Here is a 14,930-nt window from a genome sequence, read left to right as displayed (position 1 = left end):
TAATCCTATTTCGAGATACGCACGACCATCTTGCCAAGCGCCCCGCGCGTCTGCATCGTCCTGAACGCTTCGCGGAAATCATCCAGCGCGAAGACGCGACCGACCACAGGCTTCAGCTGGCCCTCGGCCAACCAGGCCGTCAGCTCCGACATCAGGCGCTTCTGCACCTCGGGCTCGCGGATTGGAATCTGCGCGAGGTCGACGCCGAGCAGGGCGCCGCCCTTCAGCAGCGGCAGATTGAACGGCAGCGCAGGGATTGCACCGGCGGCAAAACCGACCACGAGATGACGGCCGCGCCAGGCGATGGAGCGAAAGGCCTGCACCGAGACTTCGCCGCCGACGGGGTCGAAGATCACGTCGGCGCCGTGTCCTCCGGTCAACTCCTTCAGCGTGTCGCGCCAGCCGGTCTGCGTGTAGTCAACCACAGCGTCGGCGCCGTGCTGTCGCGCGAACTCGCGCTTGTCTGGGGTCGATGCCGCTGCAATCACACGGGCGCCGAGCAGCCTGCCTATCTGGACAGCCGCGATTCCCGTGCCGCCGGCTGCGCCCAGCACCAGAAGCTGTTCGCCTGCGCGGAGCGAGGCACGTTCACTGAGCGCATAGAGGGCGGTCAGATAGTTGGCGCGAAACGAGGCGGCGACCTCGGCCGCGACGCCGTCCGGCAGGGGATAGAGCGCTTCGGGGGCGACGACGATCTCTTCGGCAAGCGCGCCCGAGCGCGTCATCCCCATCACGCGCATGCCGGGTTGATAACCTCCCGGCGCGCTCGGAGCTTCCTCCACCACGCCTGCAAACTCTGTCCCGGGAATGAAGGGAAGGGGATCCTTGGTCTGATAGAGACCCTGGATCTTCAAGCCGTCGACGAATCCGATTCCCGCGGCCTCTACCCGAATGCGCAATTCTCCGGGCCGCATGACCGGACCAGGAATGTCCTTCAGCTCGATTTGGTCGATGGGCGCGTATTGTTCGACAACGACGGCTTTCATGTCGGATCCCTGTTGTTCCAGTTATTCTGACAGGTCCCTGGACCGGCCTCTTGCGTCTACCGCCACATCCCCCGCATCCGCGCCCCAATGTCGATCTTCGGCCCCTGCGCCGCGGTGCGGGCCGCGCCCGCTGCGGCTTTCGGCCAGGCGGTGCGCTCGAACAGATAGACCAGCTGCTCCGGGATAAAGCGGGTGCGCGAGGCGTAGACGTGGCGGTCGCCCTTGGCGGCCTGGCCGTGGGTGAAGAAGCGCTGCGGCACCACGAGGTGCAGATCGTCCTTGGCGCGCGTCATCGCGACATAGAGCAGGCGGCGCTCCTCCTCGAGCTCGGCGCTGGTGCCGGCGCCGAGATCGGAGGGCATGCAGCCGTCGACAACGTTGAGCACGAACACCGATTTCCACTCCTGGCCCTTGGCGGAGTGGATGGTGGAGAGGATCAGATAGTCCTCGTCGCGCAAGGGTGGCCCGGATTTGTCGCTGGTCGCATCCGGCGGATCGAGCGTGAGCTCGGTCAGGAATTTTTCGCGCGAGGCATATCCGCTCGCAATCTGCTCGAGCTGCATCAGATCGGCACGCCGCGTCTCCGAATCCTCGTGGAGGCGATCGAGATGCGGTTCGTACCAGAGCCGCACGCGTTCGAGATCGGCCGGCCATTCCGAATAGCGCAAGTTTTCGATGGTGCGGACGAAGTCGGTCCAGTCCGCGCCGGTGCGCGGCGGCACCGGGAGCTGGCCGAGCGCGGCGAGTGGATCGGTGCTCTCCGCCATCTGGTCGAGCACACGCTGCGCCGTCGCAGGTCCAATGCCCGGCAACAGATGCAGGATGCGAAATCCGGCGACGCGGTCGCGCGGATTCTCGGTGAAGCGCAGCAGCGCCAGCACGTCCTTGACATGCGCGGCATCGAGAAACTTCAGCCCGCCGAACTTGACGAAGGGGATGTTGCGGCGGGTCAGCTCGATCTCCAGCGGGCCCGAATGCGAGGACGTCCGGAACAGCACCGCCTGGTGCTTGAGCAGCGCGCCTTGCTCGCGGTTGGCCAGCACCTCCTCGACGATGTAGCGGGCCTGGTCGGTCTCGTCGTGCACGGTGACGAGCTGTGGTTTTTGCGCGGACGCGCGGTCGGTCCAGAGGTTTTTTGTGAAACGCTCGCGCGCCAGGCCGATGACGCCATTGGCCGCCGCCAGCACGGGTTGCGTCGAGCGGTAGTTGCGGTCGAGCGTAATCATCTCGGCGCGGGGCGAGAAGCTTTGCGGAAAATCCAGGATGTTGCGCACGGTGGCGGCGCGGAACGAATAGATCGACTGCGCATCGTCGCCGACCACGGTGAGGCCGCGTCCGTCCGGCTTCAGCGCCAGCAGGATCGAGGATTGCAGGCGGTTGGTGTCCTGATATTCGTCGACCAGCACGTGATCGAAGCGGCCGCCGATTTCTTCGGCGATCAGCGCATCGCTCATCATCTGCGACCAGTAGAGCAGGAGGTCGTCGTAATCGAGCACGTGCTGGGCCTGCTTGGCCTCGACATAGGCCGCGAACAGGCCCTTCAGCTCGGCCGCCCAGCCTGCGCACCACGGATAGTGCTGGCCCAATACCTTCTCGATCTCCATCTCGGCATTGACGCAGCGCGAGTAGATCGACAGGCAGGTGCCTTTGGCCGGAAAGCGGCTCTCCGTCTTCGACAATCCGCGCTCGTGCCGGACCAGGTTCATCAGATCGGCGGAATCCTCGCGGTCGTGGATGGTGAAGGCGGGATCGAGGCCGATCCGCTCGGCATATTCGCGCAAGAGCCGTGCGCCAATGCCGTGGAACGTGCCGGCCCAGCTCAGCGCGTCGCGCATGATCGCGGCATTGTTCTCGCCGAGCACTTTTCGGGCGATGCGTTCGACCCGGCCGGCCATCTCGGCCGCGGCGCGGCGCGAGAACGTCATCAAGAGGATGCGGCGCGGATCGCTGCCGGCGACGATCAGGTGCGCGACGCGATGGGCCAGCGTATTGGTCTTGCCGGAGCCGGCGCCGGCGATGACGAGCAGGGGCGCGCCAACGGTCGCACCATCGGCCACGCCATGCTCCGCGGCGCGGCGCTGCTCCGCATTGAGCGTGTCCAGATATGTCGCCACGAATCGCCCCGGTGAAACGGCAAGAGTCGGCGATCTCGCGGCGAATCGCAATGCGGCTGGACGGAACCGGTGTTAAGACCTAGGGACAAGACAGCCCAAGTTCCAGCCTGAGAGCCCGCACCCGGCATGACCGAGCTCAAGCCCAACCAGTTCGAGATGCGGCGGCTGGAATCGCTCAGCAATACGATTTTTGGCGTCGCCATGACGCTGCTCGCCTATGATCTCCCCAGGGCCGCGGTCTTCACCAGCGCGCCCGATTGGAACGATCTCGCCCGGGTCTATTCCGGCAAGCTCGCGGGTCTCGCCCTCAGCTTCATCATCGCCGGCGTGTTCTGGATCAGCCATCACCGCCGGCTGGCGCGTCAGCCCGTCGGCAGCCGTGGCGCGGTGATCCTCAATCTGTTCTTTCTGCTGTCGATCGTGCTGCTGCCGGTGACCAACGGCCTCTACACCAACTACCCCATGAGCAGTGCGGTCGCCGTGCTCTACGGCTTGCACCTGACTGCGATCGCCGGCCTCAATGCCTGGCTGTGGTGGAGGATCCTGGGCGGCTGGCGCCACGAAATCATGGCCTCGATGTTTCCGCTGCTGGTGTTCATCCCGGGTACGATCGTTGCGGCGTTCGCGCCGCATGTCGCGCCGTTCGTGTGGTTCATCGCCTTCGGCGGGCTGCTGATCCAGCGCTTCTATGTCAATCCGGCCGAGCCGGGCACGTGAGGCGGTTTACCCTTGTGTCGCGCCGAACCCGTCTGCCGGCACGTAGAGCTTGACCGGGCGGATTTCGTAGACCGCAGTCGGATTGACCTGACGCAGCGTCCGCGCCGCCGCGATCGCCTCTTCCTCCGTGTCGTATTCCACGAGGTGGAAGCCGAGAAGCTGCTCCTTGGTCTCCGCAAACGGGCCGTCCAGCACGATGCCCGCGCCGGGGCCGCGCAAGGTGCGGGCCTTTCTGGTCTCATCCAGACGGGCGGCCGGTCCGAAATGTCCGCTTGCCCTTAGGGGCGCTTGAACCTCGACGACTTTGGCAACGACCGCCGCGTCCTTGTCGGGCGTCCACGACAAGATCTCGTCTTCCACGTGATAGGCCAGGATGGCGTAGAGCATCGTTACCTCGTCGATTTTGCTGCGCGCAGCCCAAAGGACGTATCACTATGGCTGGGGCCGACAAGGGCGGTGAGGAAAATATTGCGTCGTGGAGGCCTCGATGAAACCGTCCTGAAACCCGATTGCGGCCCGGCGAGGTGAACGCCGCCCCAAGCCGAGACGACTGATGGCCACAAGAACACGGAAGGCCATCGGAGGCGGCAATGTCGGGGCACACCATCAAGACCAATTGCAAGATCATTTGCGACGCGCGGCGGGCGGCACAATTGGAGCCTGCCGATTTGCACGACCAGAGCGGTCACCATCGCTATTACGGCAGCTTGGTCGAGAATGGCGGCGATCGCATCACCGAGAGCCGTCGGGGCAAACGCCCGCGCGCTCTCAATGTCTGCGGCTTCTGAAGCGTTCGGCGAAATCTCTTTCGACCATGGACGTCCTGCAAATACCAATCGCGGCGATGCCGTTCCTGCTCGTGCTGACGAGCCGGACCGGCAAGGCCATCGCGCCGTGCCTGCTCGCGAGCGTCTTCACGGTGCTGCTCGGCGGGGAGCCGCACCGCGCAGTCATGGCCTGGTGCGTCGGCATCCTGATTGCCGCCGTGGCATTGCGCGAGCGGCTTCGCGTCGGTTGATCCGGCGCCGTCACGGAGCGCTCAGGACCTGCCTGACCAGCGCCTCGCGCAGCGTCGCCAGCTCGCCACTCGCCTCCATCTGCGCGATCACCTTGCCGACCTTCGGCACCAGAGCGCGATGGCGTTCGTGCAAATAGTGGTAGATGTGGATGCGCTCGAGCGGCGGCGAGAGCGCGACGATCCTGTCCTGCAGATTGAGCTTTCTCACCGCGACCAGGCCGCTGAAAATATCGGTGACCATCACGTCGAAGCGGTCGGCGTCAAGCATCCTGACCATGTTATCAAGGCTCGCGGTCGCCGTGACGCGGGCCATGCCGCGGGTGCCGGCCTCCGACGAGCCGACGCCGCGAACGATACCGATGCTGTGGTCCCTGATCGAATTCCAGCCCGCGACGTCGAAACGGAGTTTCGTCGAAAACACCGCCGGCTCGATGTAGTTGATTGCGGGTGTGACCTGGACCAGCGTCGGATAGTCGCGGGAGAGCGTCCCGATCCGCTGGATCTCGCCATCGACCTCGCCGGCGCTCGACAGTGCGAGTGCGCGCTTGCCGGGGACGTCCTCGAACTCCAGCTTGATGTTCAGCCTGGCATAGACGGCCCGCAGCATCTCGCCGCCGACATATTGATCGGGAATACCGGCGATCCGCGCCAGCCGGATCAACTCCTGCGCTTGCGAGGGACCGGCTGCGAACAGTGACAGGCAGACGACGACTATCCGCCACATCAGGCGTCTCCCTCGGTCGTGCATTGCAACCACTGGATTCGGGCCCAGGCGCGATCTACCTGGAAGTGCCTGCACGGCACCGCGCTGCTCGCCGCCCGTCCTGCAGGCGACCTCCGGACTTTCACCGATGTCATTCTAGCACGCGAAGTGGTAGTTTGCGTCAGAATCCTGCTGCTGGGCGCAAGACATGACCCCGCCGACCTCAAGGCGCCCATGGGCCGACAGGATCGCTGCGCGCATCGCGTGAAGGGAAAGTCTCAACCATCGATTTGCTCGCGGCTGCGACCGGCCGACGGGAGCAGGGTGCCGTCATCTTCGGGACATGGTGCATGGGCAATGCAGGTAACGAGGACTCCAGACGCCGCCGCGCCATTGCCCCGGCGGCCGCCACGCAGGATTCGACTGGCCGGAATTTGAACGGCATCGGCGCTGCCCTTGCGCCGCCGATGATCGGGGCGCTGCCGTCGCGGATCTTCAACTGGTCGCGCAGCGGCGTCGGACCGCGCCTCCTGGCTGCCGTGCTGCTGTTCTCTTCGATCGTAACGCTCATGCTGACGGCACTCCAGCTCTATCTGGACTACAATCGTGAGGTCGGCGTCATAGAGACACGGCTTGACGAGATCGGTCGCAGCACCACCGGCAGCCTCGGCGAGAGCCTGTGGAATCTCGATCAGAACCAGCTCAAGCTCCAGCTCGACGGTATCCTGCGGCTGCCCGACATCCGCGCCGCGGAAGTCCACGAGATCGCCGCTCGTCCCAACCCGATCCATCTCGCAGTCGGCGAGCCGAGCGCCCGCTCGATCGTGACGCGCGACTATCCCTTGAACTACAGCGTGCAGGGGACCGCACGCCCGATCGGCGTGCTCCACGTCGAGGCGACCCTGACCGACGTCTATCAGCAATTGCTGAACCGCGCCCTCGTCATCCTGGCCAGCCAAGCGGCAAAGACATTCCTCGTCTCACTGTTCATCATCTACATGGTCCATCTGCTCGTGACGCGGCATCTGGTCGCCATCGCCGAGTTCGTCAGCAAGTATAGCCTGACGCGGCCGCCGCCGCCTTTGCGCCTGGAGCGCCGGCCGCCCTACGATGCCGACGAGCTGGACAAGGTGATCGACGCCTTCAACGCGATGTGCGCGAACCTCCAGCGGGCCTATGGCGAGCTGCGCGAGGCCAATGCCAATCTCGAGCGCGACCTGGCCATTCGCCGGCGCGCGGAAGCGGACGCACGGGCGAGCGAAGAGCGTTTCCGCGACTATGCCGAGACGGCATCCGACTGGTTCTGGGAGACCGGACCGGACCATCGGTTTACTTACCTCTCCGACCGGGTGACTGCCTTTGGCATGGACCCCAAAGTGCGGATCGGCACGCGCCGTACCGATGCCGCGCTCGATCGCGAGACCGAGCCCGAGAAATGGCGCGCGCACCTGGCGACGCTGGACCGCCACGAGCCGTTCCGGAAGTTCGAATATCGCGGGCGCGACACCACCGGGGGAATGCATCATTTCAGCGTCAACGGCAATCCAGTCTTCGACGCCGACGGACGCTTCACGGGCTATCGTGGCTCCGCGACCGACCTCACCGCGCAGCACGAGACCGAGGAGCGGCTGCGTCAATCGCAAAAGATGGACGCGATCGGCCAGCTCACCGGCGGGGTCGCGCACGATTTCAACAACGTGCTCACGGTCATCACCGGCACCATCGAGATCATCCAGGAGGGGCTTGCGGACAAGCCTCAGTTCGCCGCGATCGCGCAGCTGATCGACGATGCGGCCGCGCGCGGCGCGGAGATCACTTCGCAGCTTCTGACGTTCGCGCGCCGCCAGCCGCTCGAGCCGCGCGAGATCGACGTCAACGCGCTCGTGGTCGAGACCGCGAAGCTGCTGAAGCCTATGCTCGGCGAGCATATCGAGATCGTGACCCGGCTAGCGGACGATGCCTGGACCGCGATGGCCGACCCGTCGCAGCTCTCGTCCGCGATCGTCAATCTCGCCGTCAACGCCCGTGACGCGATGCCGGGGGGCGGCAGGCTCACGCTCGAGACCGCGAACCGCGACCTCGACGGCACGAGCAGTGCCGGCGACGGCGACGTGATGCGCGGTGCCTTCGTGATGGTCGCGGTCACCGACACCGGCCACGGCATCCCTGCCGACATCCGCGAGCGCGTGTTCGAGCCGTTCTTCACCACCAAGGGCGTCGGTCGCGGCACCGGGCTTGGGCTGAGTATGGTCTACGGGTTTGCCCGCCAGACCGGCGGTACCGTCGCGATCGAAAGCGAGGAGGGACGCGGCACAGTGATGCGGCTGTTCCTGCCGCGATCGAAGGGCGAGGCGCCGGCCAGAACGGCACCGGTTCAGGCGCTCGCGGCGGCACGCGGGCACGAGACGATACTCGTGGTCGAGGACGACCCGCTGGTGCAGGGCTATGTCATCGCCCAGCTCGGCACCCTCGGCTATCGCACGCTCGCCGCCAGCGACGGCGCAGCCGCACTTGCGCTGGTCGATCAGGGCGCCAGGTTCGATCTGCTGTTCACGGATATCATCATGCCGGGCGGCATGAACGGGCGGGAATTGGCCGACGCAGTCCGGATCCGCCGCCCGGGGGCGAGGGTGCTCTACACCTCCGGCTACACCGACAACACCATCGTCCACGAAGGCCATCTCGATCCCGGCGTGGCGCTGCTCGGGAAGCCATACCGGAAAGCGGAGCTGTCGCAGAAGATCCGCGAGGTGCTTGCGGGCGAGCCGCCGGCCTGAGCGGCGCCCGTCAACGAAAAAGGCGCGGCGGGGAGGCCCCGTCGCGCCCGATTTCTTGCTCGCTGGTCCAGGGCTGAGAGCGCCCCGATGCCAAGCCTCTACTAAAAGCTTAGCGGGCGATCCCAGCGAGGTGACAGCGCTTGGTAAGAGACACTGGATCACCTCCTTTCGTTGGTTTCGGAAGACCTCAATATAGGCAGCAATGCCGCCGTTGTTAAGGGGAGGCGGGTCGGGAGGAACCAGCGGCTGTTCGCAAGGCCGGAAGGCCCGAAAGCCGTCTCCTGGGCAGTTGATCCTGGGCAGTTGAGACCGCCGTCCGGCCGTGTTAGGGAGCCCCTGTCGCGGGTGTAGCTCAATGGTAGAGCAGCAGCCTTCCAAGCTGAATACGAGGGTTCGATTCCCTTCACCCGCTCCATCCCCATCATGTCCGGCCCGGAGACATCGGTAACAGGTCGTACCTAAGAGATGGGTGACAACCTCGTGCCGAACGGGTTGTCGAGGGGTTGCAGGGTTTTCTGCGCCAGGTCGAAGTATCCGAGATCATAGTGCATGAAGCTGACGAGCCAAATGCCGTCGTCGACTTCCTTGATGCCGATTTTCTGCCCCGCCAGCACGGTTGAGACGTTGATCCGCTTGCGATGCAGGCAGAGCTGGCCGCAGGCGGTGACCAGCAGTTCGCGATCGTGGAATGGATAGATCAACTCGGGCAAGCCAGCGTAAGAGCGTGGTCAGGCGACATAGAGTTCGGCGGGGCATTTCATATCGAGCGCCTCGTGCGGCCGTTCGGCATTGAACTCGCGGACGAAGACATCGAAGCGTTCCTGCTGCATCACACTATTGGCGCGGCGGTGTCCTTGGTCGAACCAGCCCTTGTTCATGAGCCAGGCCTGATTTGTGGGGGTCGAGCGGTTCGGCCGACGGCCTTCGAACGGTGCATCGCCATATTGGGTTGACCCCGGCGGTCAATATGGCAGAGAAGGGCGGCGGCCGGGACGGGACGCTGGCGCCTTATCGGGCGCTGTTGGAGCAGGTGCGGATATGGCTGAGCGGATCGCTCTTATCACCGGCATTACAGGACAGGACGGCGCCTATCTCGCCGAATATCTGCTGTCGCTCGGCTATGTCGTGCACGGGATCAAGCGGCGCTCGTCCTCGTTCAACACCGCCCGGGTCGATCATCTCTACCAGGACCCGCATGTCGGCAACGTGCCGTTCCTGATGCACTATGGCGACATGACGGACTCGACCAACCTGATCCGTCTGGTGCAGCAGATCCGGCCGACCGAGATCTACAATCTTGCCGCCCAAAGCCACGTCGCGGTCAGCTTCGAGAGTCCGGAATACACTGCCAACGCCGACGCCATCGGCGTGCTGCGCCTGCTGGAAGCGATCCGCATCCTCGGTATGGAGAAGGAGACGCGGTTCTACCAGGCCTCGACCTCCGAGCTCTACGGCCTCGTGCAGGAGATCCCGCAGAAGGAGACCACGCCGTTCTATCCGCGCTCGCCTTACGGCGTGGCAAAGCTCTACGGCTACTGGATCACGGTGAACTACCGCGAGGCCTATGGCATGTTCGCAAGCAACGGCATCCTGTTCAACCACGAGAGCCCGATCCGCGGCGAGACCTTCGTCACCCGCAAGATCACGCGCGGCGTCGCCCGCATCGAGGTCGGGCTGGAGGAGACGCTCTATCTCGGCAATCTTTCCGCCAAGCGCGACTGGGGCCACGCGCGCGACTATGTCGAGGGCATGCACAAGATCCTGCAGGCCGACAAGCCCGACGACTTCGTGCTCGCCACCGGCGAGGCGCGTTCGGTGCGTGAGATGGTGGAGCTGGCGTTCGCGCATGTCGGCCGCCGCATCGCATGGCGCGGCGAGGGCGTCGACGAGACCGGCGTCGATGAGAAGAGTGGCAAGACCGTCGTGAAGATCGATCCGACCTATTTCCGCCCCACCGAGGTCGATCTCCTCGTCGGCGACGCCAGCAAGGCGCGCGAGGTGCTTGGCTGGAAGCCGAAGCGGAGCTTTGCAGAGCTCGTCGCGGAGATGATGGCGAGCGATCTGGCGGACGCAAAGCGGGATGCGGGCAGTGGCAAACGCACCGTTTGAGCTGACAGGCAAAAGCGTCTACGTCGCCGGCCATCGCGGCATGGTCGGCAGCGCGATTGCGCGCCGGCTCGAACGGGAGGACGTCAGGCTCGTCACCGTGGATCGCCGCGAGGTCGATCTCTGCAACCAGGCAGCGGTGTTCGACTGGTTCGCGAAGACGCGGCCGCAGGTGATCTTCCTCGCCGCGGCAAAGGTCGGCGGCATCGTCGCCAACAACACGCTGCGCGCGGAGTTCATCTACGACAATATCACGATCGCGGCGAACGTGATCCAGGCAGCGCATCAGAACGGCGCCGAGAAGCTGATGTTTCTGGGCTCGTCCTGCATCTACCCGAAGCTGGCACCGCAGCCTCTGCGCGAGGACTCGGTGTTGACCGGCCCGCTCGAGCCGACCAATGAGCCCTATGCCATTGCAAAAATTGCCGGGATCAAGATGGCGGAGGCCTATCGCAGCCAGTACGGATGCGACTTCATCAGCGTGATGCCGACCAATCTCTACGGCCCCGGCGACAATTATCATCCCGAAATGAGCCACGTGGTCGCGGCCCTGATCCGCCGGTTCCACGAGGCGAACGTGTCGGGCGCCAAGAGTGTCGTGGTCTGGGGCACCGGCACGCCGCGGCGCGAGTTCCTTTATGTCGACGACATGGCCGATGCCTGCGTGCACCTGATGAAGACCTATTCGAGTGCCGAATTGGTCAACATCGGCACCGGAGAGGACATCACCATCGCCGAGTTCGCCCGCGTGGTCGCCGAAATCGTCGGTTACAGCGGCGAGATCAGTTTCGACAGCTCGCGGCCCGACGGCACGCCGCGCAAGCTGCTCGACGTCAGCCGCCTCGCAAAACTCGGCTGGCGCGCGACGACATCGCTCGAGGACGGCTTGAAGCGCGCATATGCGGCGTATCTCGCCGCGCGGTCGCTCTCCGAACGTTAGTGTCTCTATTCCGGCTTGGTATCCTTCTCCTCGCGCTCCTTCCGGGCACGATCGACCGCGCCCCCCTGGGGCTGCCCGCTGACCTTCACGCCCGGGAGATGATCGACCTTGTTGTTGGCGGCATCTTCGGCACGCTGCAGTTCGCGATCGATGATGTCGCGTGATCCTTCGGCCGGCTCCTTGTCGAATGGGCTCTTGGTATCGATGCTCATGGCTGATCCTGCTTGTCCCCGCACGTTGATTGCTGAGGCAAGCTCGGCTCGCCTCCATCGTTCCTGTCGGGGCGGCCGCTTTTGTCGACTCTATTCCCTGTGATCGTCGATTTCGGCGGCAACCTGTCCGTAGTTCAGCAGGGCGACGAGGGTCGTTCCGCCCAGAATGTTCCCGAGTAGTGTCGGTACGAAGAAGTCCGAGGCATATTGTGAGAGCGACGCCCGGCCGCTCTGCACCAGAAAGGCGCATTCGACCGAGCCCGCGATGATGTGCGCGAACTCACCGAGTGCGACCACATAGGTCATGATGATGATGATCTGCGCGCGCGATCCCTTCACGGCAGGCAGAAGCCACGCCATCAAGGCGATCAGCCAGCCGGCAAAGATCGCCCGGACGAGGGTGGTCGCGAACGTGCCCTCGATGGTGTGGTGGCTGAGATCGACGAAGGCGTCGACGATGCGCCGTTCGAAGATGCTGGTGTGCGCGAGCACGGATCCGACCGCCCAGGTTCCTGCGATGTTGGAGGCGAGGACCAGGCCCCACAGTTTGATCACGCTCCCCAGCGTGCCGAGATCCCTGTTATGCAACAGCGGCAGTATCGGTGTCAGCGTGTTCTCGGTGAAGAGCTGCTGCCGTCCCAGCACAACGACCAGGAAACCGACCGTGTAGCCGAGCGGAGCGACCAGGCGCCGGGTGGCCTCGTCGGAGATCAGCGCGTGAAACTCGCCCTGGACGATCAGGGACAATCCCATCGAAAGGCCGGCGGCGAGGCCGGACAGCACGATGGCCCACCATCGCCGCTCCAGTTCCTGCTCACCCTCGGCGCGGATCGTCTCGTGGATGAGCGCGGCGTTCGGCCGGCTCTGGGAGTCGATCTGCTCGGTCTGGCGCCGCGAGACGCCGTCGAGCTTCGAGGCTGGATTGAAGGAGGCGCCGTCGCCAGGCTGGTCCACTCCGTAGTCTCCTGAAGGGCTGATCCACGTCAAGGCCGGGAGCCCGAGGCGGTTCCTCGTGAGTGCTCGGACGTCGCAGCACTGTTGAGGCACAGCGGGGCCGTGGTCGGAGCATCAGGAACCTTCGTTGGAAGCGGGTGTTCTCCACCCGGGAGGGGCGCGACCTGACAAGAGGCCAATCGTGCAAGAAGACGTGCGCGTGCGCGCCACGGCGCAAATCGCAGGCCATCCGATTCATCCGATGCTGGTGCCGATACCGATCGCGTGCTTCATCGGAGCGCTGCTGACCGACATAACCTACGTGGTCAGTGCCGAGATCATGTGGGCGGACCTTTCGGCCTGGCTTCTGGTGGTCGGCGTCATCTTCGGCGTGCTGGCGGCGATCGCCGGCTTGACCGATTTCCTCGGCAACCGCCTGGTGCGGGCACAGACGCCGGCCTGGCCCCACCTGATCGGCAATGCTGTGGCGCTGATCCTGGCCACCATCAACGCCCTGATCCACAGCCGTGATGCCTGGACCTCGGTGTGGCCGACGGGGCTTGTGCTTTCGGCGATCACCGTGCTGATCCTGCCCGTGACCGGCTGGCTTGGCTGGGCCATGGTGTATCGCCACGGCGTGGGAGTCGCGCGATGAAATCCTCGATCGCTCGCGCTCTGTTGTGCTCTTCGCTGCTGGCCCTGGCCGCGTGCAATGACGGCAGCGGCGATCCGAAGGCGCAAACCGGCGCCAACCCGAAGCTTCCCGACATCCAGCAATATCTGCTGCCGCCGATACACATCGCTCGCATCATCGGCTGGAAGAAGAACGAGACACCGGCCGTTGCGCAGGGTTTGCAGGCCAAGGCTTTCGCGACGGGCTTGCAGCATCCGCGCTCGATCTATGTGCTGCCCAACGGCGACGTGCTGGTGGTGGAATCCAAGGCGCCGAAGGGCGCTCCGATCAAGCGGCCCAAGGAAATCGTGATGGGATACGTCGAGTCCTGGGCGACATCCGGCGGCGATACCGGCGAGAGCAACCGCATCACGCTGCTGCGCGACAGCAATGGCGACGGCGTGCCCGACACGCAAAGCGTCTTCCTCGACCATCTCAACTCGCCGTTCGGCCTCGCGCTCGTCGGCAACGATCTCTATGTCGCCAACACCGATGCGATCGTCAGATATCCCTACACGGAGGGTGATACCAAGATCACCGCCCCTGGCACGGTGCTGACGCCGCTGCCGGGCGGGCCGATCGACCATCACTGGACCAAGAGCCTGGTCGCGAGCCCCGACGGCTCGAAGCTCTATGCCGGCGTCGGCTCCAACAGCAACATCACCGAGAACGGCATGGAGGCCGAGCACAATCGCGCCGCCATCCTCGAGATCGACCGCGCCAGCGGCCGCTGGCGCATCTTCGCAAGCGGCCTGCGCAATCCCAACGGCCTCAGCTTCGAGCCGCAGACCGGGGCGCTGTGGACGGTGGTGAACGAGCGCGACGAGCTCGGTCCCGATCTCGTGCCCGACTACATGACATCGGTGAAGGACGGCGGCTTCTACGGCTGGCCCTACAGTTATTACGGCCAGCACGTCGATCCCCGCGTCCAGCCGCAGCGGCCCGACCTCGTTGCCAAGGCGATCGTGCCTGACTACGCGTTGAGCTCGCATGTCGCGCCGCTCGGAATGGCCTTCAACACAAGCGCGAGTCTGCCGGCCGCCTATCGCGGCGGCGCGTTCGTCGGCGAGCACGGCAGTTGGAACAGGCAGGTCTTGAACGGCTATAAGGTGGTCTTCGTGCCGTTCACGGATGGCAAGCCGAGCGGCCCGCCGCAGGACGTCGTCACCGGCTTCCTCAACAACGACAACCAGGCGCGCGGGCGTCCCGTCGGCGTCGCCATCGACAAGACCGGCGCGCTGCTGGTTGCCGACGACAGCGGCAACACAGTGTGGCGGGTGATCGCTGCGCACCCGCAGCTCACGCAGCGATAAAGTTGAGAACAGGAGGAATTGGACGATGGGCCTTGCTCAATACACTATCGTGCCGGTGCAGGACGAATGGGGCGTGCTGCACGACGGCGACGTCAGGAACAGGTACACCACCAAGGAAGCCGCCTTCGAGTCGGCGGTTGCCGCAGCATCGCTGGCGCTTCGCGAGGGACACGAAGTCCATGTCAGCGTCCCCGGCCGCGAAGCCGGCGAGAACGCGCTCGGCATTTGATGGAATATTCCGAGCAGAACGATTCAGGAGGCTGCGATGACCAAGCCCCGTGAGCCGAACGGCATTGAGCCCTCCCGCTCCGAAGACGACATTCAGCGCGATCAGCTCGGTCCGCGCGGCGTGCCGGATGCGCCGGATCCCGCCAAGATGACACCCCAACGCGACAAGAAGACGCCGAAGCAGGTCGATCCCGGCCATACAGCCTGACG

At 64.8% G+C, this 14,930-nt stretch carries 16 protein-coding genes, 1 tRNA gene and 1 pseudogene; 11 read left to right on the top strand and 7 right to left on the bottom strand.

The window, feature by feature from the left end; all coding sequences use genetic code 11:
• Positions 1–5 precede the first annotated feature (5 nt).
• Together IVA88_RS12725 and IVA88_RS12720 are read right to left on the bottom strand one after the other, a co-directional pair.
• Positions 6–986, bottom strand: coding sequence for an NADPH:quinone oxidoreductase family protein (locus IVA88_RS12725; protein ID WP_247497599.1), 981 nt, complete (start codon positions 984–986; stop codon positions 6–8).
• A gap of 56 nt (positions 987–1,042) precedes the next feature.
• A complete protein-coding gene (locus IVA88_RS12720) occupies positions 1,043–3,100 on the bottom strand; it encodes an ATP-dependent helicase (RefSeq protein WP_247497598.1) in 2,058 nt (685 codons plus the stop codon).
• Positions 3,101–3,226: 126 nt separating this feature from the next.
• On the opposite strand from IVA88_RS12720, the gene IVA88_RS12715 reads away from it, so the two are divergent.
• Positions 3,227–3,817: a TMEM175 family protein gene (locus IVA88_RS12715; RefSeq protein WP_247497597.1), complete on the top strand. Its 591-nt coding sequence runs from the start codon at positions 3,227–3,229 to the stop codon at positions 3,815–3,817.
• 6 nt (positions 3,818–3,823) lie between these two features.
• Here IVA88_RS12715 and IVA88_RS12710 read toward each other — a convergent pair whose 3' ends face one another.
• A complete protein-coding gene (locus IVA88_RS12710) occupies positions 3,824–4,204 on the bottom strand; it encodes a YciI family protein (protein WP_247497596.1) in 381 nt (126 codons plus the stop codon).
• Positions 4,205–4,407: 203 nt separating this feature from the next.
• Here IVA88_RS12710 and IVA88_RS12705 point away from each other — a divergent pair, with 203 nt between their 5' ends.
• Positions 4,408–4,605, top strand: coding sequence for a hypothetical protein (locus tag IVA88_RS12705; protein ID WP_247497595.1), 198 nt, complete (start codon positions 4,408–4,410; stop codon positions 4,603–4,605).
• Positions 4,606–4,631: 26 nt separating this feature from the next.
• Positions 4,632–4,835 carry a hypothetical protein gene (locus IVA88_RS12700; RefSeq protein WP_247497594.1) on the top strand — a complete coding sequence of 68 codons (204 nt, stop codon included), beginning with the start codon at positions 4,632–4,634 and terminating at the stop codon, positions 4,833–4,835.
• A gap of 10 nt (positions 4,836–4,845) precedes the next feature.
• Here IVA88_RS12700 and IVA88_RS12695 read toward each other — a convergent pair whose 3' ends face one another.
• The gene (locus IVA88_RS12695; RefSeq protein WP_247497593.1) at positions 4,846–5,559 is read right to left on the bottom strand and encodes a transporter substrate-binding domain-containing protein; all 714 of its coding nucleotides are present in this window, start codon (positions 5,557–5,559) and stop codon (positions 4,846–4,848) included.
• Between the two features lie 329 nt (positions 5,560–5,888).
• On the opposite strand from IVA88_RS12695, the gene IVA88_RS12690 reads away from it, so the two are divergent.
• Positions 5,889–8,315, top strand: a complete 2,427-nt coding sequence (locus IVA88_RS12690; RefSeq protein ID WP_247497592.1) for an ATP-binding protein — start codon at positions 5,889–5,891, stop codon at positions 8,313–8,315.
• Between the two features lie 341 nt (positions 8,316–8,656).
• Positions 8,657–8,730, top strand: a tRNA-Gly gene (locus IVA88_RS12685).
• Positions 8,731–8,773: 43 nt separating this feature from the next.
• On the opposite strand, the pseudogene IVA88_RS12680 reads toward IVA88_RS12685, so the two are convergent.
• Positions 8,774–9,154, bottom strand: a pseudogene (locus IVA88_RS12680) (IS481 family transposase); the annotation flags it as partial.
• Positions 9,155–9,353: 199 nt separating this feature from the next.
• On the opposite strand from IVA88_RS12680, the gene gmd reads away from it, so the two are divergent.
• Both gmd and IVA88_RS12670 read left to right on the top strand, forming a co-directional pair.
• Positions 9,354–10,424, top strand: coding sequence for a GDP-mannose 4,6-dehydratase (gene gmd / locus IVA88_RS12675; protein WP_247497591.1), 1,071 nt, complete (start codon positions 9,354–9,356; stop codon positions 10,422–10,424).
• The gene (locus IVA88_RS12670) at positions 10,396–11,361 is read left to right on the top strand and encodes a GDP-L-fucose synthase (protein WP_276577891.1); all 966 of its coding nucleotides are present in this window, start codon (positions 10,396–10,398) and stop codon (positions 11,359–11,361) included. Before gmd ends, IVA88_RS12670 begins: the two co-directional genes overlap by 29 nt.
• 5 nt (positions 11,362–11,366) lie before the next feature.
• Here IVA88_RS12670 and IVA88_RS12665 read toward each other — a convergent pair whose 3' ends face one another.
• Both IVA88_RS12665 and IVA88_RS12660 read right to left on the bottom strand, forming a co-directional pair.
• On the bottom strand, positions 11,367–11,573 hold the full coding sequence (locus IVA88_RS12665; RefSeq protein WP_247497590.1) for a hypothetical protein: 207 nt from the start codon (positions 11,571–11,573) through the stop codon (positions 11,367–11,369).
• A gap of 90 nt (positions 11,574–11,663) precedes the next feature.
• A complete protein-coding gene (locus IVA88_RS12660) occupies positions 11,664–12,527 on the bottom strand; it encodes a formate/nitrite transporter family protein (protein WP_247497589.1) in 864 nt (287 codons plus the stop codon).
• A 181-nt stretch (positions 12,528–12,708) separates the two neighbouring features.
• On the opposite strand from IVA88_RS12660, the gene IVA88_RS12655 reads away from it, so the two are divergent.
• The 4 genes from IVA88_RS12655 to IVA88_RS12640 are packed head-to-tail and all read left to right on the top strand — an operon-like array spanning position 12,709 to position 14,928.
• Positions 12,709–13,161, top strand: coding sequence for a DUF2231 domain-containing protein (locus IVA88_RS12655; protein WP_247497588.1), 453 nt, complete (start codon positions 12,709–12,711; stop codon positions 13,159–13,161).
• Positions 13,158–14,492, top strand: coding sequence for a sorbosone dehydrogenase family protein (locus IVA88_RS12650; RefSeq protein ID WP_247497587.1), 1,335 nt, complete (start codon positions 13,158–13,160; stop codon positions 14,490–14,492). The genes IVA88_RS12655 and IVA88_RS12650 overlap by 4 nt, the downstream gene beginning before the upstream one ends.
• Before the next feature lie 25 nt (positions 14,493–14,517).
• Positions 14,518–14,721 carry a hypothetical protein gene (locus tag IVA88_RS12645; RefSeq protein ID WP_247497586.1) on the top strand — a complete coding sequence of 68 codons (204 nt, stop codon included), beginning with the start codon at positions 14,518–14,520 and terminating at the stop codon, positions 14,719–14,721.
• A 36-nt stretch (positions 14,722–14,757) separates the two neighbouring features.
• Positions 14,758–14,928, top strand: a complete 171-nt coding sequence (locus IVA88_RS12640) for a hypothetical protein (RefSeq protein WP_247497585.1) — start codon at positions 14,758–14,760, stop codon at positions 14,926–14,928.
• Positions 14,929–14,930 lie beyond the last annotated feature (2 nt).

Source organism: Bradyrhizobium sp. 149, from assembly GCF_023073915.1.
GTDB lineage: Bacteria > Pseudomonadota > Alphaproteobacteria > Rhizobiales > Xanthobacteraceae > Bradyrhizobium.
Note: the sequence above shows the minus strand (reverse complement) of the source record. Positions and strands in the feature narration are given on the sequence as shown.

Excerpts from the sequence above, each read along its gene's own strand:
- IVA88_RS12725 (WP_247497599.1), bottom strand. The coding sequence starts at position 986 with ATGAAAGCCGTCGTTGTCGAACAATACGCGCCCATCGACCAAATCGAG.
- IVA88_RS12715 (WP_247497597.1), top strand. The coding sequence starts at position 3,227 with ATGACCGAGCTCAAGCCCAACCAGTTCGAGATGCGGCGGCTGGAATCG.
- IVA88_RS12710 (WP_247497596.1), bottom strand. The coding sequence starts at position 4,204 with ATGCTCTACGCCATCCTGGCCTATCACGTGGAAGACGAGATCTTGTCG.
- IVA88_RS12705 (WP_247497595.1), top strand. The coding sequence starts at position 4,408 with ATGTCGGGGCACACCATCAAGACCAATTGCAAGATCATTTGCGACGCG.
- IVA88_RS12700 (WP_247497594.1), top strand. The coding sequence starts at position 4,632 with ATGGACGTCCTGCAAATACCAATCGCGGCGATGCCGTTCCTGCTCGTG.
- IVA88_RS12695 (WP_247497593.1), bottom strand. The coding sequence starts at position 5,559 with ATGTGGCGGATAGTCGTCGTCTGCCTGTCACTGTTCGCAGCCGGTCCC.
- IVA88_RS12690 (WP_247497592.1), top strand. The coding sequence starts at position 5,889 with ATGGGCAATGCAGGTAACGAGGACTCCAGACGCCGCCGCGCCATTGCC.
- gmd (WP_247497591.1), top strand. The coding sequence starts at position 9,354 with ATGGCTGAGCGGATCGCTCTTATCACCGGCATTACAGGACAGGACGGC.
- IVA88_RS12670 (WP_276577891.1), top strand. The coding sequence starts at position 10,396 with ATGCGGGCAGTGGCAAACGCACCGTTTGAGCTGACAGGCAAAAGCGTC.
- IVA88_RS12665 (WP_247497590.1), bottom strand. The coding sequence starts at position 11,573 with ATGAGCATCGATACCAAGAGCCCATTCGACAAGGAGCCGGCCGAAGGA.
- IVA88_RS12650 (WP_247497587.1), top strand. The coding sequence starts at position 13,158 with ATGAAATCCTCGATCGCTCGCGCTCTGTTGTGCTCTTCGCTGCTGGCC.
- IVA88_RS12645 (WP_247497586.1), top strand. The coding sequence starts at position 14,518 with ATGGGCCTTGCTCAATACACTATCGTGCCGGTGCAGGACGAATGGGGC.
- IVA88_RS12640 (WP_247497585.1), top strand. The coding sequence starts at position 14,758 with ATGACCAAGCCCCGTGAGCCGAACGGCATTGAGCCCTCCCGCTCCGAA.